Origin of the sequence: Paracidovorax avenae ATCC 19860 (assembly GCF_000176855.2) — a bacterium.
Classification (GTDB): domain Bacteria; phylum Pseudomonadota; class Gammaproteobacteria; order Burkholderiales; family Burkholderiaceae_C; genus Paracidovorax; species Paracidovorax avenae.
Genome location: NC_015138.1, coordinates 1,468,125 through 1,491,299, shown reverse-complemented (window position 1 = coordinate 1,491,299; position 23,175 = coordinate 1,468,125). Strand labels below are relative to the sequence as shown.

Here is a 23,175-nt window from a genome sequence, read left to right as displayed (position 1 = left end):
CCCGCCGGTCAACCCATTGGAGCATGGGGCCGGCCGCGGCACGCGACGGGCGATGGCCGCGGCCGCCGTAGGCACCATCGCCCCGGACGGATAGGACGATACCTACACCTTGCCCGTGGAGCCGTAACCGTTCTCTCCACGCTCCGTGGGCGGAAATTCCTGCACGAGATTGAACTGCGCCTGCACCACCGGCACGATCACGAGCTGGGCCAGCCGCTCCATCGGCTGCAGGGTGAAGGCGGTGTCGCTGCGGTTCCAGGCGCTGACCATCAACTGTCCCTGGTAGTCGCTGTCGATGAGGCCGACCAGGTTGCCCAGGACGATGCCGTGCTTGTGGCCCAGCCCCGAGCGCGGCAGGATCAGCGCCGCGTAGCCCGGGTCCTTGAGGTAGATGGCGATGCCCGTGGGCACGAGCTGCCAGGCGTTGGGCTCCAGGGTCAGGGGCGCGTCCAGGCAGGCCCGCAGGTCGAGGCCGGCACTGCCGGGGGTGGCGTAGGCGGGCAACTGCTCCGCCATGCGCGCGTCGAGGATCTTGACGTCGATTTTCACAAATGCTTTCAATGAATGATGCGGGGGCACAACACTCCGCAGGCGCCTGACCCCGGCCTGTTCCGGGGATGGCCCTTCAGGCTGTGGCCAGCCGGCGGGCGATGTCCGCCACGAGCTGCTGCGCCAGTTCGCGCTTGGTGGCGCGAGGCAGCGTGCGGTGGCCTTCTGCATCCACCAGCAGCAGGGCATTGTCGTCCTGTCCGAAGGTCTCGGGGCCGATGTTGCCGACCAGCAGGGGCACGCCCTTGCGCGCGCGCTTGGCCGTGGCGTGCTCCAGCAGGTGGTCGCTTTCGGCCGCGAAGCCCACGCAGTAGAGCGCCCCTTCGCGCGCACGGCCGGAGGCCGCGATGGTCGCCAGAATGTCGGGGTTCTCCACGAAGGCGAGCGCCGGGACGGCTCCCGAGCCGTCCTTCTTGATCTTGCGCGTGGCGGCTTCCGCGGGGCGCCAGTCCGCGACGGCCGCCGTCGCCACGAAGATGGATGCCTGCGGGGCGAGCGCCGTGCAGGCCTGCAGCATGTCCCGCGCCGAGCGCACGTCCACGCGGCGCACGCCGCGCGGGGTGGGCAGATGCACGGGGCCGGCGACCAGGTCCACCTCGGCGCCCGCCTCGCGGGCCGCACGCGCAATGGCGAACCCCATCTTGCCGCTCGACAGGTTGGTGATGCCGCGCACCGGGTCGATCGCCTCGAAGGTCGGGCCGGCCGTGACCAGCACGCGGTGCCCCGCGAGCAGCCTGGGCGCGAAGAAGGCGGTCAGTTCCTCCAGCAGTTCCGCGGGCTCCAGCATGCGGCCGTCGCCCGTTTCGCCGCAGGCCTGGTCGCCCGTGCCCACGCCCAGCACCACGGCACCGTCGGCAGCCACCTGCGCCAGGTTGCGCTGCGTAGCGGGGTGCGCCCACATCTCGCGGTTCATCGCGGGCGCGAGCAGCAGCGGAACGCGCTGCGCGGGGCGGGCCAGGCACAGCAGGCTGAGCAGTTCGTCGGAGCGGCCCTGCGCCAGCCGGGCGACGAAATCGGCGCTGCAGGGGGCGACCAGGATCGCATCCGCCTCGCGGCCCAGGTTGATGTGCGGCATGTTGTTGGGCTCGCGCGCGTCCCACTGCGAGGTATAGACCGCGCGGCCCGTGAGCGCCTGCATGGTGACGGGCGTGATGAACCGCTCGGCCGCCTCGGTCATGACCACCTGCACGGTGGCGCCCGCCTTGGCGAGCAGGCGCGCCAGCTCGGCCGATTTGTAGCAGGCGACGCCGCCCGAAAGGCCCAGGAGAATGTGTTTGCCCGCCAGTTCGTTCATGGGCGCGCAATTTAGCAGACGCCCCGCCGCCGTGCAGGGGAACGCGCCGGAGCGGCCGGGCGCGGATGGGCCGGCCTCTATAATCCCGATTTCCCACCACCATAAAAAGACATGACCAAATTTGTCTTCGTCACCGGCGGTGTGGTGTCTTCCCTGGGCAAGGGAATCGCCTCAGCCTCCCTTGCTGCGATCCTCGAATCGCGCGGCCTCAAAGTCACCCTCATCAAGCTCGACCCGTACATCAACGTGGACCCGGGCACCATGTCCCCGTTCCAGCACGGCGAAGTGTTCGTCACCGACGACGGCGCCGAGACCGACCTCGACCTCGGCCACTATGAGCGTTTCATCGAAACGCGCATGAAGAAGACCAACAACTTCACCACGGGCCGCATCTACCAGTCCGTGCTGGAGAAGGAGCGCCGCGGCGACTACCTGGGCAAGACGGTGCAGGTGATCCCGCACGTCACCAACGAGATCCAGGAATACGTCAAGCGCGGCGCAGGCATCGGCACCGAGGACGCGGTGGACGTGGCCATCGTCGAGATCGGCGGCACGGTGGGCGACATCGAATCCCTGCCCTTCCTCGAGGCCGTGCGCCAGATGAGCCTGCGCATGGGACCGAACAACTCCGCCTTCGTCCACCTCACCTACCTGCCCTGGATCGCGGCGGCGGGCGAACTCAAGACCAAGCCCACCCAGCACACGGTGCAGAAGCTGCGCGAGATCGGCATCCAGCCCGACGCCCTGCTCTGCCGGGCCGACCGCCGCATCCCCGACGAGGAGCGCGGCAAGATCTCCCTGTTCACCAACGTGGCCGAATGGGGCGTGATCAGCATGTGGGACGTGGACACCATCTACAAGGTGCCCCGCATGCTGCACGAGCAGGGCCTGGACGGCCTGATCTGCGACAAGCTGCGCCTGAACACGCCGCCCACCAGCTTGAAGCGCTGGGACCAGCTCGTGTACGAGACCGAGCACCCGCAGGGCGAGGTCACCATCGCCATGGTGGGCAAGTACGTCGACCTGTCCGACAGCTACAAGTCGGTGAACGAGGCGCTGCGCCACGCGGGCATGAAGAACCACGTGCGAGTGAAGATCGAGCACGTCGATTCCGAGACCATCGCCCCGGGCGACGCGGCCGAGAAGCTCGCCAAGTACGATGCCATCCTCGTGCCCGGCGGCTTCGGCGCGCGGGGTGTGGAAGGCAAGATCTGCACGGCGCGCTACGCCCGCGAGCAGAAGGTGCCCTACCTGGGCATCTGCCTGGGCATGCAGGTGGCCACGATCGAATACGCGCGCCACGTGGCAGGCCTCGCGAACGCCAACAGCACCGAATTCGACGCCGCCACGCCGCATCCCGTGATCGCGCTGATCACCGAGTGGAAGGACGCCGACGGCACCATCCAGACGCGCAGCGAGACCTCCGACCTGGGCGGCACCATGCGCCTGGGCGCGCAGAGCTCGGACGTCGCATCCGGCACGCTGGCGCACGAAATCTACGGCAACATCGTCACCGAGCGCCACCGCCACCGCTACGAGGCGAACGTGAACTACCTCGACCAGCTCCGCCGCGCCGGCCTCGTGATCTCCGCGCTCACGCAGCGCGAACAGCTCACCGAGATCGTCGAACTGCCGCGCGAGGTGCACCCATGGTTCATCGGCGTGCAGTTCCACCCGGAGTTCAAATCCACCCCGTGGGACGGCCATCCGCTCTTCAACGCCTTCATCAAGGCGGCGATCGAACACCAGAAGAGCCGCCAGCCCGCACTGCCCGCCGCCGCGGTCTCCTGAGCCGCAGGCACCCTCCCACAAGGCCACTTCCATGAAACTCTGCGGCTTCGACGCCGGCCTCGACCGGCCCTTTTTCCTCATCGCAGGTCCCTGCGTCATCGAGTCCGAACAGCTGCAGATGGACGTGGCCGGCCGCCTGAAGGAAACCACGGCGGCACTGGGCATCCCGTTCATCTTCAAGAGCAGCTTCGACAAGGCCAACCGGTCCTCGGGCACGAGCTTCCGCGGCCCCGGCCGCGAGAAGGGCCTGGAGATCCTGGCCAAGATCCGCCGCGAACTGGACGTGCCCGTGCTGACCGACGTGCACACCGAGGACGACATCACCGAGGCCGCGAAGGTGGTGGACGTGCTGCAGACGCCTGCGTTCCTCTGCCGCCAGACCGACTTCATCCGCGCCGTGGCGCAGTCGGGCAAGCCCGTGAACATCAAGAAGGGACAGTTCCTCGCGCCCCATGACATGAAGAACGTCATCGACAAGGCCCGCGCCGCCGCGCGCGAGAAGGGCCTGCCGGAAGACAGCTTCATGGCCTGCGAGCGCGGCGCGAGCTTCGGCTACAACAACCTCGTCTCCGACATGCGCGGCCTGGCCATCATGCGCGAGACGGGCGCTCCCGTGGTGTTCGACGCCACGCACAGCGTACAGCTGCCCGGCGGCCAGGGCACCAGCAGCGGCGGCCAGCGCGAAATGGTGCCGGTGCTGGCACGCGCGGCCGTCGCCGTGGGCGTGGCCGGCCTCTTCATGGAAACGCACCCCGACCCCAGCAACGCCCTCTCGGACGGGCCCAACGCGGTGCCGCTCAGGCACATGAAGGCGCTGCTGGAAACCCTCGTCGCCCTGGATTCCGTCACCAAGCGGAACGGCTTTCTCGAAAACGACTTCGAAGCTTGAGACAACCCATGAGCAGCGCCTACATCATCGCGTCCGTCACCGTCACCAACCCCGAGCAGTACGACGAGTACCGCCGCCTGAGCACGCTGGCCATGCAGGCGCACGGCGCCGAGGTGTGCGTGCGCGGCGGCCGCGTGGAAGTCTTCGAGGGTGACTGGAACCCCGGCCGCGTCGTGGTCCTGAAGTTCCCCTCCATGGAAGCCGCGCGCGCCTTCAACGAATCCGCCGAATACCAGCTGGCGAGGTCCGCCCGCATCGGCGCGGCCGTCATGCGCATGGTGTGCGTCGAAGGAGTGTGAGGCCTTCCGGTCCCGCACCCGTCCCCCGGCCGACCCCGGAGATTCCCAGATGTTGCAGCCGCCTGCGCGGCGCGCCGGCGTCCGGCGCCCTGCTTCGCGGCTGCCCCACCCGTCATCAAACTCCTCAAAGGAAACCCATGAGTGCCATCGTTGATATCGTCGGCCGCGAAGTGCTGGACAGCCGCGGCAACCCCACCGTCGAGTGCGACGTGCTGCTGGAGTCGGGCGTGATGGGCCGCGCGGCCGTGCCTTCCGGCGCCTCGACCGGCAGCCGTGAAGCCATCGAACTGCGCGACGGTGACAAGAGCCGCTACCTGGGCAAGGGCGTGCTCAAGGCCGTCGAGCACATCAACACCGAGATCTCCGAGGCCGTGCTGGGCCTGGACGCCTCCGAGCAGGCCTTCCTGGACAAGACGCTGATCGACCTGGACGGCACCGACAACAAGAGCCGCCTGGGCGCCAACGCCATGCTGGCCGTCTCCATGGCCGTGGCCCGCGCCGCTGCCGAGGAGTCTGGCCTGCCGCTGTACCGCTACCTGGGCGGCATGGGCGGCATGCAGCTGCCCGTGCCGATGATGAACGTGATCAACGGCGGCGCGCATGCCAACAACAGCCTGGACCTGCAGGAATTCATGATCATCCCCGTGGGCGCCCCAAGCTTCCGCGAGGCCGTGCGCTGGGGCGCCGAGGTGTTCCACGCCCTGAAGAAGATCATCAACGACAAGGGCATGAGCACCGCCGTGGGCGACGAGGGCGGCTTCGCCCCCAGCGTCGAGAACCACGAGGCCGCCATCCAGCTGATCCTGCAGGCCATCGACGCCGCCGGCTACACCGCGGGCGAGCAGATCGCCCTGGGCCTGGACTGTGCCGCCAGCGAGTTCTACAAGGACGGCCACTACGTGCTGGAAGGCGAAGGCGGCATCCGCCTGACGGCTCAGCAATGGACCGACATGCTGGCCACCTGGGTGGACAAGTACCCCATCATCTCCATCGAGGACGGCATGGCCGAAGGCGACTGGGACGGCTGGAAGCACCTCACCGAGCGCCTGGGCAAGAACGTTCAGCTGGTGGGCGACGACCTGTTCGTCACCAACACCAAGATCCTGAAGGAAGGCATCGACAAGGGCATCGGCAACTCGATCCTCATCAAGATCAACCAGATCGGCACCCTGACCGAGACCTTCGCCGCCATCGAGATGGCCAAGCGCGCCGGCTACACGGCCGTGATCTCGCACCGCTCGGGCGAGACGGAAGACTCCACCATCGCCGACATCTCCGTGGGCACCAACGCCGGCCAGATCAAGACCGGTTCGCTGAGCCGTTCCGACCGCATCGCCAAGTACAACCAGCTGCTGCGCATCGAGGAAGACCTGGGCGACATCGCCCACTACCCCGGCCGCGCTGCGTTCTACAACCTGCGCTGACCCGGGCTGAACCCGGTTCCGTACCGGCCCCGTTCCCTTCCGATCCACGTTCCCGCAGCGCCGGCGCACCATGAATCCCCGTATCGTTCCCCTGGTGCTGCTGCTCCTGCTCGTGGCCGTCCAGACGCAGCTCTGGACGGGCCGGGGCAGCATCGGTCACGTGCAGGAGATGAAGGAACGGATCGCGGCGCAGAAGCAGGCCAACGACCGGGCCCGCCAGGAGAACGAGCGGCTGGCGTCGGAAGTGAGCGACCTGCGCGATGGCCTCGACATGGTCGAGGAGAAGGCGCGCAGCGAGCTGGGCATGGTCAAGCCCAACGAGGTGTATGTGCACGTGGCGCCCCGCTGAGCGCCACCCGCCACCGACATGCCAGCCCCCATCCCCATGCCTGTCACGCACATTGCCGTGCTGGGCGCGCCGGGCACGGGCGCCGCGGCGCTGGTGGCCGCGGTGCGTGAGCATGCGGCCTGGCCAGCCGCGCGCATGCGCCTCGTGCTGGTGGAGCCGGATCCCGGCGACGCCCCCGCAGCCTTGCAGATGCTGCGCGGAAGCGGCTGCACGCAGGCCTGGCTGATGGGGCTGGATGTGCTTCCTGCCGCCGAAGCCCGTCGCCAGGAAGCCCATGACGCTGCCCTGCGGGGCCTGCTCCAGGCCCTGGGCTGGGGCCACCAGGTGTTCTACGGGAATGCCGACGCGCGGCTGCGGCACGCGCTGCTGCTGGGAGGTGCCGCCACGCTGGAACGCTTCCGGAATCCGGACTCCGCACGGCCCGCCCTCGCCTGGTCGTGCGAGAAATGCAGCGACCCGGAATGCGAGCACCGGCTGTTCCAGCGCCTGCTCACCCCGGCGGCTGCGGGCTGAGCGGCCACCGCTCCCGCCCTACTGAACCGCCTTCGTTCCCGGGGCCAATTCCGCGGCGCTGGTGAAGATCTGCGCGGCATCCACCGCGTCGAACCGGTATTGCTGGCCGCAGTACTCGCAGGCCACCTCGATCTCCCCGCGTTCGGCGAGGATGCTCTCGGCCTCTTCCGGGCCCAGGCTGCGCAGCATGGAACTGACGCGGTCCCGGCTGCAGGTGCAGGCGAAGCGCGGGCCTTCCATCCCCTCCTTCGGCACGAAGCGCAGCAGCTTTTCCTCCCAGAAGAGGCGGCGCAGCACGGTGTCCACGTCCAGCGACAGCAGTTCCTCGCGCGTGAGGCTCGCGGCCAGCGTGGCGATGCGGTTGTAGTCCTCGTTGCGTCCGATCTGGTCCTCGTTTTCGCTATGGCTGAGTTCGGTGCCGGCAAGGTTGCCTTCGCCCTTGATGGGCATGCGCTGGATCAGCAGGCCCGCCGCCACCTTGTCGTCCGCGGCGAGCACCAGCGTGGTGTCGAGCTGCTCGGACTGCAGCATGTAGTGCTGCAGCACGTCGCTGAGCTTTTCCAGCTTCTCGTGCCGGTCGCCATGCAGGGGCACCACGCCCTGGTAGGGCTGCTGGCCCGGCAGCCGGTCCTTCGGGTCGAGAGTGATCGCGCAGCGCCCGCCGCCGCCGGCATTCACCATGTCGGACAGCCGAGCCCCCACGGGCACCTCGCCCTGGATGGACGCGGTGGCGCGCAGCCCGAGGTCGGACTGCACCTCGGCCACGGCCAGCTTGACCGGGCCGTCGCCGAAGACCTGCAGGACCAGCGCACCGTTGAACTTGATGTTGGACTGCATGAGCACGCCGGCCGCCGCCATCTCGCCCAGCAGCTCGCGCACCTCGGGCGGGTAGGCGCCAGTGGCGCTATTGCCGGAACGGCGGGCGAGGATCTCGGTCCAGGCATCCGTGAGCCGGACGATCATGCCGCGCACCGGCAGGCCATCGAAGAGGAACTTGTGGAGTTCTGACACCCTGGAGTCTTTCTGCATCTGCTGTCAAATGGGCTGCGGACGCCGGGGTTCAACCCGTGCGGTGCAGCCCCGCCCGGAAACGCCGGGCATTGGCGATATAGACCTGCGCGCTCCTGCGCAGGCCTTCGATCTGTTCCGGCGTGAGCTGCCTCACGGCCTTGGCCGGACTGCCCAGTATCATCGAGCCGTCCGGGAACTCCTTGCCTTCCGTGACCAGCGCACCCGCGCCGACGAGGCAGTTGCGGCCGATCTTCGCACCATTGAGCACCACGGCGCCGATGCCGATGAGCGACTCGTCGCCCACGGTGCAACCGTGCAGCACGACCTTGTGGCCCACCGTCACGCGCTCGCCCAGCGTCAGCGGCTGGCCCGGGTCGGAGTGCAGCACGCTGCCGTCCTGCACGTTGCTGCCCGCGCCGATGGCGAGGGTCTCGTTGTCGCCGCGCAGCACGGCGCCGAACCAGATGCTGGCGTCCTCGCCGAGCACCACGTTGCCCATCACCTCCGCGCTGCCCGCGACCCAGGCCGATTCGGCCACGCGGGGGGTCATGCCGTCGAGTTCATAAAGCGCCATCGTCCTGTCTCCTGTGCTTCGTTCTACCCGCCCAGGTCTTCCACATGGGGGCGGAAACCTAGAATTGTAGGTATGGAGCTTCGACAACGTGCCCTGCAGGTCCTGTGCCTGACCGATCCCGAGGACAAGGCGGCCCGGGCGCTGGAGCTGCACGCCTCGGCCGCGCACCTCTCGCTGGACCCTCTCGCCCCCGCGCCACCGGCACCGGAGGGGCTGCCCGGCCGCCCCGCCCGCCCTGAACTGCGGCACCACACGGAAGTCGCCCGGCGCTCGCCCGCCACGCCGCTCGGCCGGGCCGTGCTGCTGCATGCCATCGCCCACATCGAATTCAACGCGATCAACCTGGCGCTCGATGCCGTCTGGCGCTTTTCCAGCATGCCGCCGGACTACTACCGGGACTGGCTGCGCGTGGCCGCGGAGGAAGCCTCCCACTTCCGGATGCTGCGCGGCCACCTGCGGGACATGGGCCACGACTATGGCGACTTTCCGGCCCACCAGGGGCTGTGGACCATGTGCGAGAAGACCGCGCACGACATCGTGGCGCGGATGGCGCTGGTCCCCCGCACGCTGGAAGCCCGGGGGCTGGATGCCACGCCACTGATCCAGCGCAAGCTCACGCAGGTGGGCACGCCCGACGCACTGGCGGCCGTCGCCATCCTCGACGTCATCCTGCGGGAAGAAGTCGGCCACGTGGCCATCGGCAACCACTGGTACCGATGGCTGTGCGCGCGCGACGGACTCGACCCGGAAAGCCACTACGGCGAACTCGTGCGGCGCTACGAAGCACCGCGCCTGAAGCCTCCGTTCAACGAGGCGGCGCGCCGCCAGGCGGGCTTCAGCGAAGCGGAATTGATCTGGCTGCAGTCCGAATGACGGGGAACCACCGGGGACACGGGGAATTTTCTACAATGATCCAGCCCGCACCGCATGCCGCGGGGCGGCTTTCGTCCACGCATCCGGCATGCATCCCAACCCACCCACCATGACCCTCCAGGGACCGGCCGGCACCGCGCCGGGCGCCATGATCGCCCGGCAGGCGATCGTCAACGGCCAGCACTCCGTGATCGGCTACGAGCTGTTCAACCGCTCTCGGGCGGGCGTGGCGCACACCGCGGCCACCGACGTCTTCCTCGTCTTCACGGCCCTGTCGCACGCAGGCACCGAAGAGCTGGTGGGCAAGAAACTCATCTTCGTCAACTGCACGCACGAAAGCCTGGCGGGCGGCCACCTCGAACTGGTGGACCCCGACAAGGTGGTGCTGGAGATCCCGCCGCTCGGCCATGCGGCCGCCACCGAGGTCGGAACCCGCCTGCCGATCCTGCAGGCGCTGCGCGAGCGCGGCTTCCACCTGGCCTTCAACCACACAGTGCTGGAATCCGCCTATGCCCCCTGGCTGCCGCTGGCCGACTACATCAAGCTCGACCTCTCGCTGCTGGCGCCCGACCAGCTGGCCGTGCTCGTCAAGTACGCGGGGCGCCATTCGCGCGCCGAGCTCATCGCCGAGAAGGTGGAGACCGCCCAGCAGTACGACATGGCCTCCAGCATGGGCGTGCAGCTCTTCCAGGGCTTCTGGTTCTCGCGCCCCTCGGTGGTCGAGGCCAAGCTCCTGACGCCGTCGCAGACCAACATCCTCCACCTCATCAACCTCGTGCGGCAGCAGGCCAGCACCGACGAGATCGAGGAAGTCCTCAAGAAGGATGCAGGCCTCGCCTTCAACCTGATGCGGCTCATCAACTCGTCCGGCTTCGGCCTGGCCCGCGAAATCACCTCGTTCCGCCAGGCGGTCATGCTGATGGGCCTCAAGAAGCTCTTCCGCTGGGCCGCGCTGCTGCTGACCGCATCGCGGATCGGCGGCATTCCCGCGGCCGTGGGCCACACCGCCGTGGTCCGCGGACGGCTGATGGAACTGGTCGCCCAGGAAACGCTGTCCCAGGAAGAGGCCGACCAGGCCTTCGTGGTGGGCATCTTCTCGATGCTGGACGTGATGCTCAGCATGCCCATGGAGTCCGCGGTCGGGCTGCTGCACGTACCCGATTCCGTGGCAGCCGCCCTGCTGCGCCGCGAAGGCGTGCTCGGGGAACTGCTGCGCCTTGCCGAAGCCTGCGAGTCGAGCGACGACGCCCTCTTCGACCAGGCCGCCACGACGCTGCACCTCACCAGCCAGCAGATCAACTGGGCCCACCTGCAGGCCCTGGCCTGGGCCGACCAGATGACGGACTGAACCGATGCCCCTGCCAGCCGCCGTGCCGTTCCGCTCATGCTCCGGCGCACGCCGACCGGCGGTGCGCAGGCTTGCAGGCGCCTTCCTTGGTGGTAAGGTGGCAGCCTGCCAAGGGCCCACCCGCCCGGCCATACCTTCTCCTCAAGCCCATGTCGAGCAATAACGAAAACGCCCCCGCTTTCGAACCCACCCAGCCCCAGGAAGGCGCGCCGACGGACGATGGCAACCTGGCCATCATCGCGCGCCAGGCCATCGTGGACGAGCACCGCGCCGTCTTCGGCTACGAGCTCTTCGACCGCTCCACCGCCTCCGACGCGCACACTGCCGCCAGCGACGCGGCCCTGCTCTTCAATGCGCTCTCCTACGCGGGCACCGAGGCCCTGGTGGGCAAGAAGACGGTCTTCATCAATTGCACGCACGAGAGCCTCGCGGGCGGCCACCTGGAGCTCATCCACCCCGAGAAGGTGGTGCTGGAAGTTCCCACCCTGGCGGACACGGCCAGCGTGGAGGAGATCGAGGGCCGCCTTTCCACCCTCGAAGGCCTGCGGACGCGGGGTTTCCGCCTCGCCTTCAGCCAGAACGTGCTGCGTCGCAACTACGGCAGCTGGCTGCGGATGGCAGCCTTCGTGAAGCTCGACATGCAGGCCTTCCGGCCCGAGCTGGCCGAGCCGCTCGTGAAATTCGCCCGCGCCAACAGCCAGGCCACGCTGGTGGCCGAGAAGGTGGAGACCGCCGAGCAGCACGAACGCATGGCGGCGCTCGGCGTGAAGCTGTTCCAGGGTTTCTGGTTCGCCAAGCCCGCACTCGTGAAGGCCCAGACCATCCGTCCCTCGCAGGCGACGATCATCCAGCTCATCAACCTGGTGCGCAAGCAGGCCAGCACTGCGGAGATCGAAGACCTGCTCAAGAAGGATCCCACGCTGTCCTTCAACCTGCTGCGCTTCATCAACTCCTCGGGCTTCGGGCTGTCCTGCGAGATCACCTCGTTCCGGCACGCGGTCATGATCCTCGGCCTCAAAAAGCTCTTCCGCTGGGCGGCACTGCTGATGACCACCTCGCGCGCCGGTGGATCCCCGCCGGCCGTGGGCCAGACGGCCGTCGTGCGAGGCCGCCTGATGGAACTGCTCGCCGCCGAACTGCTGCCGCCCGAGGAGTGCGACAACGCCTTCGTGGTGGGCGTGTTCTCCCTGCTGGACGCCATGCTCGGGGTGCCGCTGGACAAGGCCCTCGAATCGGTGGCCCTGCCGCAGCCGGTGATCGATGCGCTGCTGCACAACACCGGCGTGTTCGCGCCGTTCCTCGAACTCACCAAGGCCTGCGAAAGCGGTGACGAGGTGGCCTTCGCCCAGGCCGCCGAGGCGCTGCACCTCTCGAACCGCCAGGTCAACTGGGCCCACCTGCAGGCCCTGACCTGGGCCGAAAGCCTGGGAGAAGGCTGACCCGCCTCGGGCTCAATCCAGCTGGATGCGGGCCGCGCGGATGATCGCGGCATTGCCCTGGGACTCGCGGGCGATTTCCCGCGCGAAGTCCGCGGACGCACCACCCAGGGGCACATTGCCCGTCGCCACCAGCTTGGCGCGCAGTTCTGGCCATGCCAGGGCCTTGTTGATCTCGGCATTGAGCCGATCCAGGATCGCGGACGGCGTCCTGCCCGGCGCGAAGATGCCGAACTGCGAACTCAGGTTGGCCGCCGGCATCCCCAGCTCGGCCAGGGTGGGCGTGCCAGGCAGGCCATCCACCCGCTGCGGCGCCCCCACGGCGAGGGCGCGCAGCTTGCCGCCCTGGATGTGCTGGGCGACCGCCGGCCCTGCGTTGGTGGAAAGGATCTCGAACTGTCCGCTCAGCGCATCGTTGAGTTGCTGGCCGCCGCCCTTGTAGGGCACATGCGTGATCTTCGCCCCCGACGCCTGCATGATCTGCTCGAGCATGATGTGCCCGAGGGAGGCCTGCCCCGAGGTCGCCCATCGCACCTCGCCGGGCCGCGCCCTGGCCTGGGCGACCAGTGCGGGGAAATCCCGGGCGGTGCAGGCAGGCGTGGCCAGCAGGAGCACCGGCGACACCATCACGCTGGCCACGGGGGCGATATCGCGCACGGGATCGAACGGCAACCGGCCCAGGTGCGGACTCAGCACCAGCGGGCTGATCGACGAAAAGCCCAGCGTATGGCCGTCCGCCGGGGCCTTGGCCACGGCATCCATGGCGATCGCGCCACCCGCCCCCGCCTTGTTGTCCACGATGACGGGCGTGCCCAGCTGCGCCGAGAGACGGTCTCCGAGCGCCCGCGCCATGACGTCGCTCACCCCGCCGGCCGGATAGGCCACGATGATGCGGATGGGCCGGGAGCCCGGCCAATCGGCCGCGGAGCCCTGCGCCAGCACATGGGACGGAGCCATGGCTGCCGCGGCCAGCGGGGCCGAGGCACACAAAAGGAGCGCGCGCCTGCGCGACAACGAATCGATCATCGGAACCACCGTTTCAGGAAACACGAAAAAGACGGAAAAGGGATGCGGAACACAGCGGCGATTGTGCGCGCCGCCAGGCACAGGGCGGCCCTCAGCCCCTGGGATGGTGCTGGGCATGCAGCGCCTTGAGCCGCTCCCGCGCCACGTGGGTGTAGATCGTGGTGGTGGAAATGTCCGCATGCCCCAGCAGCAGTTGGACCACCCGCAGGTCCGCGCCGTGGTTGAGCAGGTGCGTGGCGAAAGCATGGCGCAGCGTGTGCGGCGACAGCGGCACGGTGATTCCGGCCGCCTGGGCATGTTTCTTCACGACCACCCAGAACATGGCGCGCGTCATGCCGGCACCGCGCCGGGTCACGAACAGGTCGTCGGTCTGTTGCCCTGCCAGGATGTCGGCGCGGGCCTCGTTCAGGTACCGCTGCATCCATTGCGCTGCGACCTCCCCGAAGGGCACGAGGCGCTCCTTGCTGCCCTTGCCCATCACCCGCAGCACGCCCTCGGACAGGCTGGCGTGGTAGGTCTTCAAGGTGACCAGTTCGGTCACGCGCAGGCCGCTGGCATACATGAGTTCCAGCATCGCGCGGTCGCGCAGGCCCAGCGGCGTGGACGTATCGGGGGCCTGCAGAAGGGCCTCGACCTGCGCGGCCGACAGGGTCTTGGGCACCCGCAGCGGTTGCCGCGCCGCCTGCAGGCGCACGGTGGGATCGGCGCCGATGCGGCGCTCGCGCAGCGCCCACTGGAAATACCGCCGCAGCACCGTCAGCCGGCGGTTGGCCGATGTGGCGCGCGTTTCCGCGTGGCGCGCCGAAAAATACGCCTTCAGGTGGTGCTCCGCCGTGGCGTCCAGCGCGCCCGCGGTATCAGGAGCGTGCTGCCCGAGCCACTGCGCATACAGCGCGAGGTCGCGGCGGTAGGCCGCCAGCGTATTGCGCGAGAGGCCGTCTTCGAGCCAGAGGGCGTCGATGAATGCGTCGATGGCAGTCTGGCTGGCGGGCGAAAGGGTCATGGGGCGCGAAGTTAACACGCCCCCCGGGGCCGTACCGCCCGTCCGGGCGGCCGGCCTGCGGGTCACTCGAGCGAGAGCTTCTGCTTCTGCACCACCGTCTTGTACACATCGAACTCCGCCTTGATCTGCTCGGCGAACTGCTCGGGCGTGTTGCCCACGATCAGCGAACCCGTGTCCTCGATGCGCTTGCGCACGGCCGGGTCCTCCAGTGCCTTGCGCACACCCGCGTTGACCTTGTCCACCACATCGCGCGGCAGGCCCTTCGGGCCGAGGATGCCGTAGTAGGCCATCCGGTTCACCGGCTCCAGGCCGATTTCCTTGAAGGTCGGGACATTGGGCAGCGCGGCCACGCGCTGCGGCGCGGCCACGACGATGGGCACCAGACGGTTCTCCTTGATGAAGGGCAGCGTGGACGGCAGGTTGTCGAAGATGATCGGCACCTGTCCGGCCACGGTATCGTTGAGCGCCGGCCCGGCGCCGCGGTAGGGAATGTGCGTGACGAAGACCTGCGTCAGGCTCTTGTAGAGCTCCATCTGCAGGTGGCCGATGCCGCCGGTGCCGGAGGAGGAGTACGAATACTTGCCCGGCACCTTCCTGACTTCCGCGAGGAAGCCCTGGTAGTCCTTGGCAGGAAAATTGGGGTTCACCGCGATGATGTTGGGCGTGGCGGCGATGTTGATGATCGGCGTGAAATCCGTCAGCGGGTTGTACGGCGTGCGCGGGTTGATCGCGGGGTTGGCGGCCGTGGTGGACACGGTGGCGATGCCCAGCGAATAGCCGTCCGGCGTCGCCTTGGCCGTGTCGGACGCGCCGACGATGCCGCCGCCGCCGGCCTTGTTTTCCACCACCACCGGCTGCCCCAGCGCGCGTGCCAGGGGGTCGGCGATCACGCGCGCGATGATGTCGGTGGTGCCTCCCGGCGCGAAGGGCACGACCAGGCGGATGGGCTTGGAGGGATAGGCCTGGGCCCAGGCCCCGCCCGCGGCAGCAAGAAGCACGAATCCGAACCAGTTTCGACGATGCATGGCAATCCCTTTTGTAACTGCGTGAAAACGATGTACATCCCCGCGCGGGGAAGGCAAGAGCATCGTTGCACGCAGCGTCACCCCTGGTGAGGAATTACCCTCACCATCGTGATCTTTGCCGCATCGGTGGTGGATGACGCACTCCCCCTCGGGGAGCGGAGCGCGACAGTCTCGGGCGTTGCCCGGTTTCAGGCAGGAACCATGGCGTCCCAGAGAAGCTTGGAGCCCAGCAGCATGGAGAAGACCAGGAACATCGCCTTCATGCGATGCGGCGACAGGGTCTTGGCGGTCCAGGCGCCCATCATTCCGCCCACTGCGCATCCCAGCAGCAGCGGAATGCCCAGCTGGAAGTCGATCACGCCCTTGCTGGCGAAGGTACTCACCGAGGCGCCCACGACCAGCAGGTTGATGCGCGTCATGACCGAAGCGCTCTGCGCGAAGCTGAGCCCGAAGAAATGCATGAGCGCGAAGATGAGGAAAGTGCCGAAGCCCGCGCCGAAGAACCCGGAATACACGCACAGCGCGAACACGGTGGCCACGCCACCGGCCGACATGCGCGCTCCACCCGACCCCGGCGCGACGCCCTTGGCCGACAGGTCGGTGCGGTAGGTGATCCAGAGGACGCCCGCCATGAGCACGACGACGAGGAACTTGAGCAGGCGCTCGTCCATGCCGGTGGCGAGCAGGGAACCGGTCACGGAGCCTGCCACGCACAGTGGCCAGAGCAGCCAGGGCACGGCCACTTCGGAGCGCTGGTCCTGGCGGTGCACCAGCGCGCCCGTGGCGAAGGAGCCGATCAGCGCGAACTTGACGGTGGCGATCGCGGTGGCCGCCGGGTGGCCCAGCAGCAGCAGCAGGGGCACGCCGAGCGTGACGCCCCCGCCCACCGTGACGGCGACGATGCCGACAATGCCCCCCACGCCCGCGAGGGCGGCGCTCCAGAGCATCACCATGCGACGGACCTGTTGGCGGAAGACGGGGGAGCGATGTCCAGGTGCAGCCGGTCGCCCATCAGGGCTGCCGTCGTCAGGCGGAACCGGCCCAGGTAGCGCTGGAGTACCGCCATGCGCACGGCCACGCCGTTGGCCGCCTGCCGGAAGTAGTGGTTGAAGGGCGTGTCGTCCACGTCCTCGGGGAGTTCTCCGCCGCGGGGCAAGCAGTGCATCACCACCAGGTCGCCCCGCAGGCCCTGCAGCAGGCGGCGATCGACGCGGCAGCGCTCCAGCTGCATCGCGTGGGAGGCCTCGTCGCGGTACTGCTCGCGCTGCACGCGCACGACATAGAGCACATCCACCTGGCCCAGCATGTCGGCCACGCAGGCGTGCTCCTGGGCACCCGCCCCGGCGACCTGCGCCAGCGGTGCGCGCTGCGCCTGCGCCGCCTCGGTATCGCCTACCGCATCCACCACATGCACCCGCACGTCGCGGAAGGCCCGCAGCCCGGCCAACAGCGACTTGGCCGCCCGGGAGTACCGCAGCCCTCCGCAGATGCCCACGCGCAGGCCGTCCAGCGTGCCAAAGTGCTTGCGCATGGTGAAGAGGTCGATCAGGGTCTGCGTCGGATGGCGATGCAGGCCTTCGCCCGCGTTCACCACGGGCACCTCGAGCGCCTGCGCCATGCGCTCCACCATGCCGTCCTGCGCATGCCGCGCCACGACCAGGTCCGCGTAGTAGCCTGCCATGCGCAGGGTGTCGGAAGCACTCTCGCCCAGGCCCATGCGGGTGGTCTGCATGTCGCCCATGCTCAGCACCTTCGCGCCCAGCCGGTGGGCGGCCGCCTCGAAGCTCAGGCGCGTGCGGGTGCTGGGCTCGAAGAACGCGGTGCAGACGAGCGAGCCTGCGAGGCTGTAGGCGAATTCGCCCGGATGGCGGCGGATGTCTTCCGTCACGTCCAGCAGGTTCTCGATATCCCCGCGCGACCAGTCGTCGATCGACACGAGATGCTGGCGCGCAGCCCTGTGGGAAAGGGTGCGTGGATGCCCATCGGGCAGGGAGCGGTGGCACTGCGACACTGGAAACAATCTTGTTGTGCGGATGGGCTGACTTTCTGCTTCAATCTTCTTTCCGAGGCTTCCATAAGAGAAGTTTTTCTTTCTTATACGAAACATAAAAATCATTTTGGAAACAACCATCGATCTAGAGCAGCTCCGCACCTTCGCACTGGTGCTCGAGCTGGGGAGTTTTTCTGCGGCGGCCGAACGCCTGGGTCTCACCCAGCCCGCCGTCAGCGTGCAGGTCAAGAAGCTGGAGCGAGCACTGTCCGTGCGGCTCGTGGAACGCGTGGGAAGGCGCGTGAGTGCCACGCCCGCCGGCAGCGACCTGCTCGCCCAGGTACCGCATGTCGCGACCGCGGTCGCCAACGCGGTAAGCGCGGCAACCTTCCATGCCGCCGGGGTGTCGGGCACGGTGCGCCTGGGCACGGGCCTCACGCCCTGCCTCTACTTCCTTCCCGCGGTGCTGCGTGACCTGCGCAAGCGCTACCCGTCGCTGCAGATCGTCGTGAGCACCGGCAATACGGAGGACTACGTGCGCCAGATCGAAGGCAACATCATCGATGTCGCCCTCGTCACCCTGCCCGTCAACTCCCGCGCGATCGCCGCGACGCCGGTGCTGGAGGACGATTTCGTGGCCATCTGCCGCCGCGGCACCTGCCAGTGGCCGGACGCCGTGACCGCGGAGATGCTCGGCGAGCAGCCGATGGTGAAGCTCGGCACCGGAACCACGACGCGCACGCTCGTGGACGAATGGCTGCGCCAGGGCACCGGGCCGCTGCGCCCGCCGGCGATGGAGTTCGACAGCGTCGAGGCCATCAAGGCCATGGTCGCGGCGGGCCTGGGCTGCGCCGTGCTGCCCCGCATGGCGGTGACCGGCCCGGGCCGGCACAAGGACCTGGAGATGCGCCCGCTCGAACCGAAGCTGCGGCGCACGCTGGCCTTCATCCTCCGACAGGACAAGCCGGTGAACCGGGGTCTGAAGAAGGTGCTGGAAGCCATCGCGGACGGCGCCCGCGTGTTCAAGTCCAAGGACTGACGCTTCGTTGCAGGCGGGGCCGCGCCCCGGGCGTGCCGGCATTTCCATGCCACGGCACCCGCCGGCGCGGGCGCCGGGTATCCTGCGGGCGGTGAACTACGCGCAGCTTCTCTTCCCGGATTTTTCCCTCATCCTCTTCGGATACCTGATCTGCCGTTACACGGCCCTCAACCGGTCCGTCTGGCAGCCCGTCGAGAGCCTGGTGTACTACCTGCTCTTTCCGGTGCTGCTTTTCCAGTCGATCGTGAAGAACCCGATCCATGTGATCGAAACCTCGGGCCTGATCGGCGCGGGCGTGCTCACGGGGCTGTGCGGCATCGGCCTGGCCTACGCGCTGCCGAAGCTTCCGGGCCTGTCGGGCCGCATCGATGCGCGCGACCATGCCGCCAGCGCGCAGGTGGCGTTCCGCTTCAATTCGTTCATCGGGCTGGCGCTGGCCGAGCGGCTGGCGGGCGCGCAGGGCCTGCAGCTCATCGCCGTGCTGATCGGGGTCTGCGTGCCGATCTTCAACGTGGCCGCCGTGTGGCCCATGGCGCGCGCGGGCAGCCAGGGCTTCCTGAAGGAGCTGGCGCGCAATCCGCTGATCCTGGCGACGGCTTCCGGTCTGGCCGCGAACCTGCTCGGCCTGCGCATTCCCGGATGGATGGAGCCCTCGGTGAACCGCGTCGGCGCCGCGTCGATCGCCCTGGGGCTGATGTCGGCGGGCGCAGGCATGCAGCTCGGCCTGCTCACGCGCAGCACGCTGCTCTCGGCCTCGGTGCTTTCCATACGGCACCTCGTGCAGCCGGTGGCGGCCTGCCTGCTGGCACGCTGGTTCAGGCTCGACGCCGTGCAGACGACGGTGCTGATGGCCTTCTCGGCCCTGCCCACCGCGTCCACCTGCTACGTGCTGGCCGCGCGCATGGGCTACAACGGGCCCTATGTGGCGGGCCTGGTGACGCTGTCCACCGTGCTGGGCGTGTTCAGCCTGCCGCTGGCGCTGGGCTGGCTCGCTCCCTGAGCGCTGCGCGCGGTCCGCTCATGCGGGCGGCGGCTCCGGCGTTCCCGCGGCGGCCTGCGCCAGGGCCCACGCCACGTGCTCGCGCACCAGGGGGCTCGGGTCATCCACGCGCGATGCCAGGGCAGCCCGCAGGGCCGGATCGCCGGTGGCACGCAACGCATTGCCCAGCGCCACGGCCACGTTGCGCAGCCAGCGCTCATGCCCGATGCGGCGGATCGGCCCGCCTTCGGTCATGCGCAGGAAAGTGCCTTCGTCCCAGGCGAACCACTCGGCCAGCGGGCGCCCCGAGAGCCCGGGGCGTTCGTCGAAATCGGGCACCTGCGCGGGCTGGGCGAACTTGTTCCACGGGCAGGCGAGCTGGCAATCGTCGCAGCCATAGACGCGGTTGCCCATGAGGGGCCGCAGCGCTTCCGGAATGGGCCCGGAATGCTCGATGGTGAGATAGGAAATGCAGCGCCGCGCATCCACGCGTTGCGGCGCGACGATGGCGTGCGTGGGGCAGACATCGATGCAGGCCTGGCAGGAACCGCAATGCGCGCTCACGGGCTCGCTGGGTGCCAGGGGCAGGTCGACGTAGATCTCGCCCAGGAAGAACATGGAGCCGGCTTCGCGGTGCAGCACCAGCGTGTGCTTGCCGCGCCAGCCCTGCCCGCTGCGGCGGGCGAGCTCGGCCTCCAGCACCGGCGCGGAGTCGGTGAACACGCGGTGCCCGAAGGGCCCCACCACGCCGGCGACGCGGTCCGCGAGCTTCTGCAGCCGGGCGCGCAGCACCTTGTGGTAGTCCCGCCCCCGCGCATAGACCGACACGATGCCTTCGCGGGGCCTGTCCAGCCGCGCCAGTTCGGCCGCCTGCCACCCCGCTGGCGCACCCTCGCGCTCCGCGGTGCGCTCCAGGGTCTGCCTCGGCAGGTAGTCCATGCGCACGGTGATCACGCTCACGGTGCCGGGCACCAGTTCCGCCGGCCGGGCGCGCTTGAGCCCGTGGGATTGCATGTAGTGCATGTCTCCATGGAACCCTTGGGCCAGCCATTGCATCAACCCCGGCTCCGCCGACGACAAATCCACGCCGGCGACGCCAATTTGGGAAAATCCCAGTTCGCGGGCCCAGCCTTGCATTTGAGGAACGAGTTGACTGCTGCACGACATCACCCGGGGATTGTAGAAAGCCCCTCCGGAACCGACACCCTGCAAAGGGTCTGGCGGAGCGAGGACGACACCGCGGCATTCGCGCGCGCACTCGCCGCGCAGCCCGCGCTGGCGAACGCCTTCGTCACCCTGGACGGCGACCTGGGCGCGGGCAAGACCACTTTCGTGCGGCACCTGCTGCGCGCCCTGGGCGTGCAGGGCCGGATCAAGAGCCCGACCTACGCCGTGGTGGAGCCGCATGACACCGCCACCGGGCCGGCGTGGCATTTCGACTTCTACCGCTTCGGCGATCCCCGCGAATGGGAGGACGCAGGCTTTCGCGACATCTTCGCGGGGCCCGGCCTGAAGCTCGCCGAGTGGCCCGAGAAAGCCGCGGGCTTGCTGCCCGCCGCCGACCTCGTCCTACAGATCGAAGCATCCCCTCCCGCCAATGGCGCGTACGATGGCGACGGCCTGGCCCGGCTGGTCCTGTTGCGCGCCGGCACTCCCCTCGGCCGTACCCTGGTGCAAGCACTTCCCGCAGAATGAGCGAAGACGCCCTCCCCTCCTCCCTCCCGCCCGCCGCCCCATCGCCGCTGGCGCATGGCCCGTCGCGGCGCAGGCTGCTGCGCGCCGGATCCCTCGTGCTCCTGCTCGGGGCCACGCAGATCGCCCGCGGCGCGGGCATCGTCGCGGTGCGCGTATGGCCGGCGCAGGACTATTCCCGCGTGACCATCGAATCGGACCAGCAGCTCACCGCCAAGCAGTTCTTCGTGGCCACGCCGCCGCGGCTGGCAGTGGACATCGAAGGCATCGACCTGAACCCCGAACTGCGCGAACTGGTCGCGAAGGTGAAGCCGGACGACCCCAACATCGCCGGCATCCGTGTCGGCCAGAACGCCCCGGGCGTCGTGCGGCTGGTGGTGGACCTCAAGCGCGCCGCGCTGCCCCAGGTCTTCACCCTGCCGCCGATCGCCGCCTACCGGCACCGGCTGGTCTTCGACCTCTACCCCGCCGAACCCGAGGATCCGCTGGAGACCCTGATCGCCGAGCGCCTGCGGGATGCAGCACCGGGCACCGCCTCCGCGGGGACTTCCGCCGCCCCCGCCCCGCTGCCCAACATCGCCGCGGCGCGTCCGGGCACGGCCGGCGACCCGATCGGCGACCTGATCGCGCAGCACAACACGCCGCCGGGCAAAGCCGCTCCTGCGGCGCCGGGCGGCCTGCCCGCGGCATCGCCCGGCCCCACGGCGCCGGTGGCCACGCCGTCTGGTGCACCGGCGGCCACGCCTCCGGCAGTGGCCGCCGCGCCCGCGCCGCCGCATGCGGGCAGCGGAGCGGCGCCCGCCGCCCCGGCCATTGCCCGGGCCACCGACCGGCTCATCATCATCGCCCTCGATCCGGGCCATGGCGGAGAAGACCCCGGCGCCACCGGTCCGGGCGGAACACGCGAGAAGGACGTGGTCCTGAAGGTCGCGTTCCTGTTGCGCGACCGGATCAATGCCACCACCGTCGGGGGCAACCCGATGCGCGCCTTCATGACCCGCGACGCGGATTTCTTCGTGCCGCTGGGCGTGCGGGTGGAAAAGGCGCGGCGCGTGCAGGCGGACCTGTTCGTCAGCATCCATGCCGACGCCTTCACCACGCCGGCCGCCCGCGGCGCGAGCGTCTTCGCGCTCAGCCAGAGCGGTGCGTCCAGCACGGCCGCGCGGTGGCTGGCCAACAAGGAAAACCAGTCCGACCTCGTCGGAGGGCTGAACGTGCGCAGCCAGGACAGGCATGTGCAGAGCGCCCTGCTCGACATGAGCACCACGGCGCAGATCAACGACAGCCTCAAGCTCGGCAGCGTGCTGCTGGGCGAGATCGGGAACATGGCCAGACTCCACAAGCCACGGGTGGAGCAGGCCGGTTTCGCCGTGCTGAAGGCGCCGGACATTCCCAGCGTGCTGGTGGAGACCGCCTTCATCAGCAACCCCGAAGAAGAAGCCAAGCTCCGCACGGCCGCCTACCAGCAGCAACTGGCGGATGCGCTGATGCGCGGCATCACGCGCTATTTCGCGAAGAATCCGCCGCTCGCGCGCAGCCGGTCCGTCTGAATCCCCGGCCCCGGACCGGCCGGCACTCCGCAGGCTGCCCGGGGGCATGCAGGCATTGCCTTGCGGCGCCGGCTGGGCCACAGTTCCATCCACCCCACGACGAAACGCCCCGCACCGGGGCCAGAGGAGTTTTCCATGGCTTTGCAGCATGCACGTTCCGCCGAAGTCGTCAGCGTCCGCCCGCTCGGTGCCGCGCTGGCGGGAACCGCCACCTCGGCCATCATCAAGGCGGCGCAGCTCGAAGTGATACGGGCTGTTCTGCCCGCGGGCAAGGAGCTTCGCCAGCACGAGGTGCCCGGGGAGTTCACGATCCAGTGCATCGAGGGAGAAGTGGAACTGCACACCGCTTCGGGTGCCAGCCTGCTGCGCGCGGGCGACCTCGTCCATCTGCAGGCCCGTGCGGTCCATTCGCTGCGCGGACTGACCGATGCGTCGCTGCTGCTGACGCTGTGCCTGGTTCCCGAGTGAGAAAGCGGGCCGGACAGTAACGTCCTACAACCGGCGGTTGGAGCTGCTTACAC

Annotated in this window: 24 protein-coding genes; 14 read left to right on the top strand and 10 right to left on the bottom strand. The window is 68.9% G+C overall.

Annotation, left to right across the window (positions count from 1 at the left end; genetic code table 11):
- Nucleotides 1-102: 102 nt before the first annotated feature.
- Together dut and coaBC are read right to left on the bottom strand one after the other, a co-directional pair.
- A complete protein-coding gene (gene dut / locus ACAV_RS06595) occupies nt 103-549 on the bottom strand; it encodes a dUTP diphosphatase (protein ID WP_013593795.1) in 447 nt (148 codons plus the stop codon).
- 76 nt (nt 550-625) lie between these two features.
- On the bottom strand, nt 626-1,843 hold the full coding sequence (gene coaBC, locus ACAV_RS06590; RefSeq protein ID WP_013593794.1) for a bifunctional phosphopantothenoylcysteine decarboxylase/phosphopantothenate--cysteine ligase CoaBC: 1,218 nt from the start codon (nt 1,841-1,843) through the stop codon (nt 626-628).
- A gap of 111 nt (nt 1,844-1,954) precedes the next feature.
- On the opposite strand from coaBC, the gene pyrG reads away from it, so the two are divergent.
- The 6 genes from pyrG (at nt 1,955) to ACAV_RS06560 (ending at nt 7,108) form a co-directional block, all read left to right on the top strand.
- A complete protein-coding gene (pyrG, locus tag ACAV_RS06585; RefSeq protein WP_013593793.1) occupies nt 1,955-3,634 on the top strand; it encodes a CTP synthase in 1,680 nt (559 codons plus the stop codon).
- 31 nt (nt 3,635-3,665) lie between these two features.
- The gene (gene kdsA / locus ACAV_RS06580) at nt 3,666-4,523 is read left to right on the top strand and encodes a 3-deoxy-8-phosphooctulonate synthase (RefSeq protein ID WP_013593792.1); all 858 of its coding nucleotides are present in this window, start codon (nt 3,666-3,668) and stop codon (nt 4,521-4,523) included.
- An 8-nt stretch (nt 4,524-4,531) separates the two neighbouring features.
- Entirely contained in the window at nt 4,532-4,822 is a 291-nt protein-coding gene (locus ACAV_RS06575; protein WP_013593791.1) for a DUF1330 domain-containing protein, read from the top strand.
- Nucleotides 4,823-4,959: 137 nt separating this feature from the next.
- Nucleotides 4,960-6,246 (top strand): phosphopyruvate hydratase, encoded by a 1,287-nt coding sequence (gene eno / locus ACAV_RS06570; protein ID WP_013593790.1) that lies wholly within the window; start codon nt 4,960-4,962, stop codon nt 6,244-6,246.
- 70 nt (nt 6,247-6,316) lie between these two features.
- A complete protein-coding gene (locus ACAV_RS06565) occupies nt 6,317-6,595 on the top strand; it encodes a septum formation initiator family protein (protein WP_013593789.1) in 279 nt (92 codons plus the stop codon).
- Nucleotides 6,596-6,613: 18 nt separating this feature from the next.
- Nucleotides 6,614-7,108 carry a hypothetical protein gene (locus ACAV_RS06560; protein WP_244875525.1) on the top strand — a complete coding sequence of 165 codons (495 nt, stop codon included), beginning with the start codon at nt 6,614-6,616 and terminating at the stop codon, nt 7,106-7,108.
- A gap of 18 nt (nt 7,109-7,126) precedes the next feature.
- On the opposite strand, the gene hslO is transcribed toward ACAV_RS06560, so the two are convergent.
- Nucleotides 7,127-8,137: an Hsp33 family molecular chaperone HslO gene (hslO, locus tag ACAV_RS06555; RefSeq protein ID WP_013593787.1), complete on the bottom strand. Its 1,011-nt coding sequence runs from the start codon at nt 8,135-8,137 to the stop codon at nt 7,127-7,129.
- Nucleotides 8,138-8,168: 31 nt separating this feature from the next.
- Nucleotides 8,169-8,693 (bottom strand): gamma carbonic anhydrase family protein, encoded by a 525-nt coding sequence (locus ACAV_RS06550; protein ID WP_013593786.1) that lies wholly within the window; start codon nt 8,691-8,693, stop codon nt 8,169-8,171.
- Nucleotides 8,694-8,765: 72 nt separating this feature from the next.
- Here ACAV_RS06550 and ACAV_RS06545 point away from each other — a divergent pair, with 72 nt between their 5' ends.
- The 3 genes from ACAV_RS06545 (at nt 8,766) to ACAV_RS06535 (ending at nt 12,353) form a co-directional block, all read left to right on the top strand.
- A complete protein-coding gene (locus tag ACAV_RS06545; RefSeq protein ID WP_013593785.1) occupies nt 8,766-9,566 on the top strand; it encodes a ferritin-like domain-containing protein in 801 nt (266 codons plus the stop codon).
- A gap of 109 nt (nt 9,567-9,675) precedes the next feature.
- Nucleotides 9,676-10,914 carry an EAL and HDOD domain-containing protein gene (locus ACAV_RS06540; protein ID WP_013593784.1) on the top strand — a complete coding sequence of 413 codons (1,239 nt, stop codon included), beginning with the start codon at nt 9,676-9,678 and terminating at the stop codon, nt 10,912-10,914.
- Between the two features lie 149 nt (nt 10,915-11,063).
- Nucleotides 11,064-12,353: an EAL and HDOD domain-containing protein gene (locus ACAV_RS06535; RefSeq protein ID WP_013593783.1), complete on the top strand. Its 1,290-nt coding sequence runs from the start codon at nt 11,064-11,066 to the stop codon at nt 12,351-12,353.
- Nucleotides 12,354-12,365: 12 nt separating this feature from the next.
- On the opposite strand, the gene ACAV_RS06530 is transcribed toward ACAV_RS06535, so the two are convergent.
- From ACAV_RS06530 to pyrB, 5 genes are all read right to left on the bottom strand, one after another.
- Nucleotides 12,366-13,376 (bottom strand): Bug family tripartite tricarboxylate transporter substrate binding protein, encoded by a 1,011-nt coding sequence (locus ACAV_RS06530; protein ID WP_013593782.1) that lies wholly within the window; start codon nt 13,374-13,376, stop codon nt 12,366-12,368.
- Between the two features lie 91 nt (nt 13,377-13,467).
- The gene (xerD, locus tag ACAV_RS06525; protein ID WP_013593781.1) at nt 13,468-14,379 is read right to left on the bottom strand and encodes a site-specific tyrosine recombinase XerD; all 912 of its coding nucleotides are present in this window, start codon (nt 14,377-14,379) and stop codon (nt 13,468-13,470) included.
- Nucleotides 14,380-14,441: 62 nt separating this feature from the next.
- Nucleotides 14,442-15,404: a tripartite tricarboxylate transporter substrate binding protein BugE gene (locus ACAV_RS06520; protein WP_013593780.1), complete on the bottom strand. Its 963-nt coding sequence runs from the start codon at nt 15,402-15,404 to the stop codon at nt 14,442-14,444.
- 188 nt (nt 15,405-15,592) lie between these two features.
- Entirely contained in the window at nt 15,593-16,357 is a 765-nt protein-coding gene (locus ACAV_RS06515; RefSeq protein WP_013593779.1) for a sulfite exporter TauE/SafE family protein, read from the bottom strand.
- A complete protein-coding gene (gene pyrB / locus ACAV_RS06510; RefSeq protein ID WP_225981045.1) occupies nt 16,351-17,340 on the bottom strand; it encodes an aspartate carbamoyltransferase in 990 nt (329 codons plus the stop codon). The genes ACAV_RS06515 and pyrB overlap by 7 nt, the downstream gene beginning before the upstream one ends.
- Nucleotides 17,341-17,521: 181 nt before the next feature.
- Between pyrB and ACAV_RS06505 the strand changes: the two genes are divergently transcribed.
- Nucleotides 17,522-18,433 (top strand): LysR family transcriptional regulator, encoded by a 912-nt coding sequence (locus tag ACAV_RS06505; RefSeq protein WP_013593777.1) that lies wholly within the window; start codon nt 17,522-17,524, stop codon nt 18,431-18,433.
- Nucleotides 18,434-18,479: 46 nt separating this feature from the next.
- On the top strand, nt 18,480-19,433 hold the full coding sequence (locus ACAV_RS06500) for an AEC family transporter (RefSeq protein WP_013593776.1): 954 nt from the start codon (nt 18,480-18,482) through the stop codon (nt 19,431-19,433).
- An 18-nt stretch (nt 19,434-19,451) separates the two neighbouring features.
- On the opposite strand, the gene queG is transcribed toward ACAV_RS06500, so the two are convergent.
- On the bottom strand, nt 19,452-20,549 hold the full coding sequence (gene queG, locus ACAV_RS06495) for a tRNA epoxyqueuosine(34) reductase QueG (RefSeq protein WP_013593775.1): 1,098 nt from the start codon (nt 20,547-20,549) through the stop codon (nt 19,452-19,454).
- 12 nt (nt 20,550-20,561) lie between these two features.
- On the opposite strand from queG, the gene tsaE reads away from it, so the two are divergent.
- The 3 genes from tsaE to ACAV_RS06480 all read left to right on the top strand — a co-directional run bounded on the left by tsaE (nt 20,562) and on the right by ACAV_RS06480 (nt 23,122).
- Nucleotides 20,562-21,107 (top strand): tRNA (adenosine(37)-N6)-threonylcarbamoyltransferase complex ATPase subunit type 1 TsaE, encoded by a 546-nt coding sequence (gene tsaE / locus ACAV_RS06490; RefSeq protein ID WP_013593774.1) that lies wholly within the window; start codon nt 20,562-20,564, stop codon nt 21,105-21,107.
- Nucleotides 21,104-22,654, top strand: coding sequence for an N-acetylmuramoyl-L-alanine amidase (locus ACAV_RS06485; protein ID WP_013593773.1), 1,551 nt, complete (start codon nt 21,104-21,106; stop codon nt 22,652-22,654). The genes tsaE and ACAV_RS06485 overlap by 4 nt, the downstream gene beginning before the upstream one ends.
- Before the next feature lie 135 nt (nt 22,655-22,789).
- Nucleotides 22,790-23,122 carry a cupin domain-containing protein gene (locus ACAV_RS06480; protein ID WP_013593772.1) on the top strand — a complete coding sequence of 111 codons (333 nt, stop codon included), beginning with the start codon at nt 22,790-22,792 and terminating at the stop codon, nt 23,120-23,122.
- Nucleotides 23,123-23,175 lie beyond the last annotated feature (53 nt).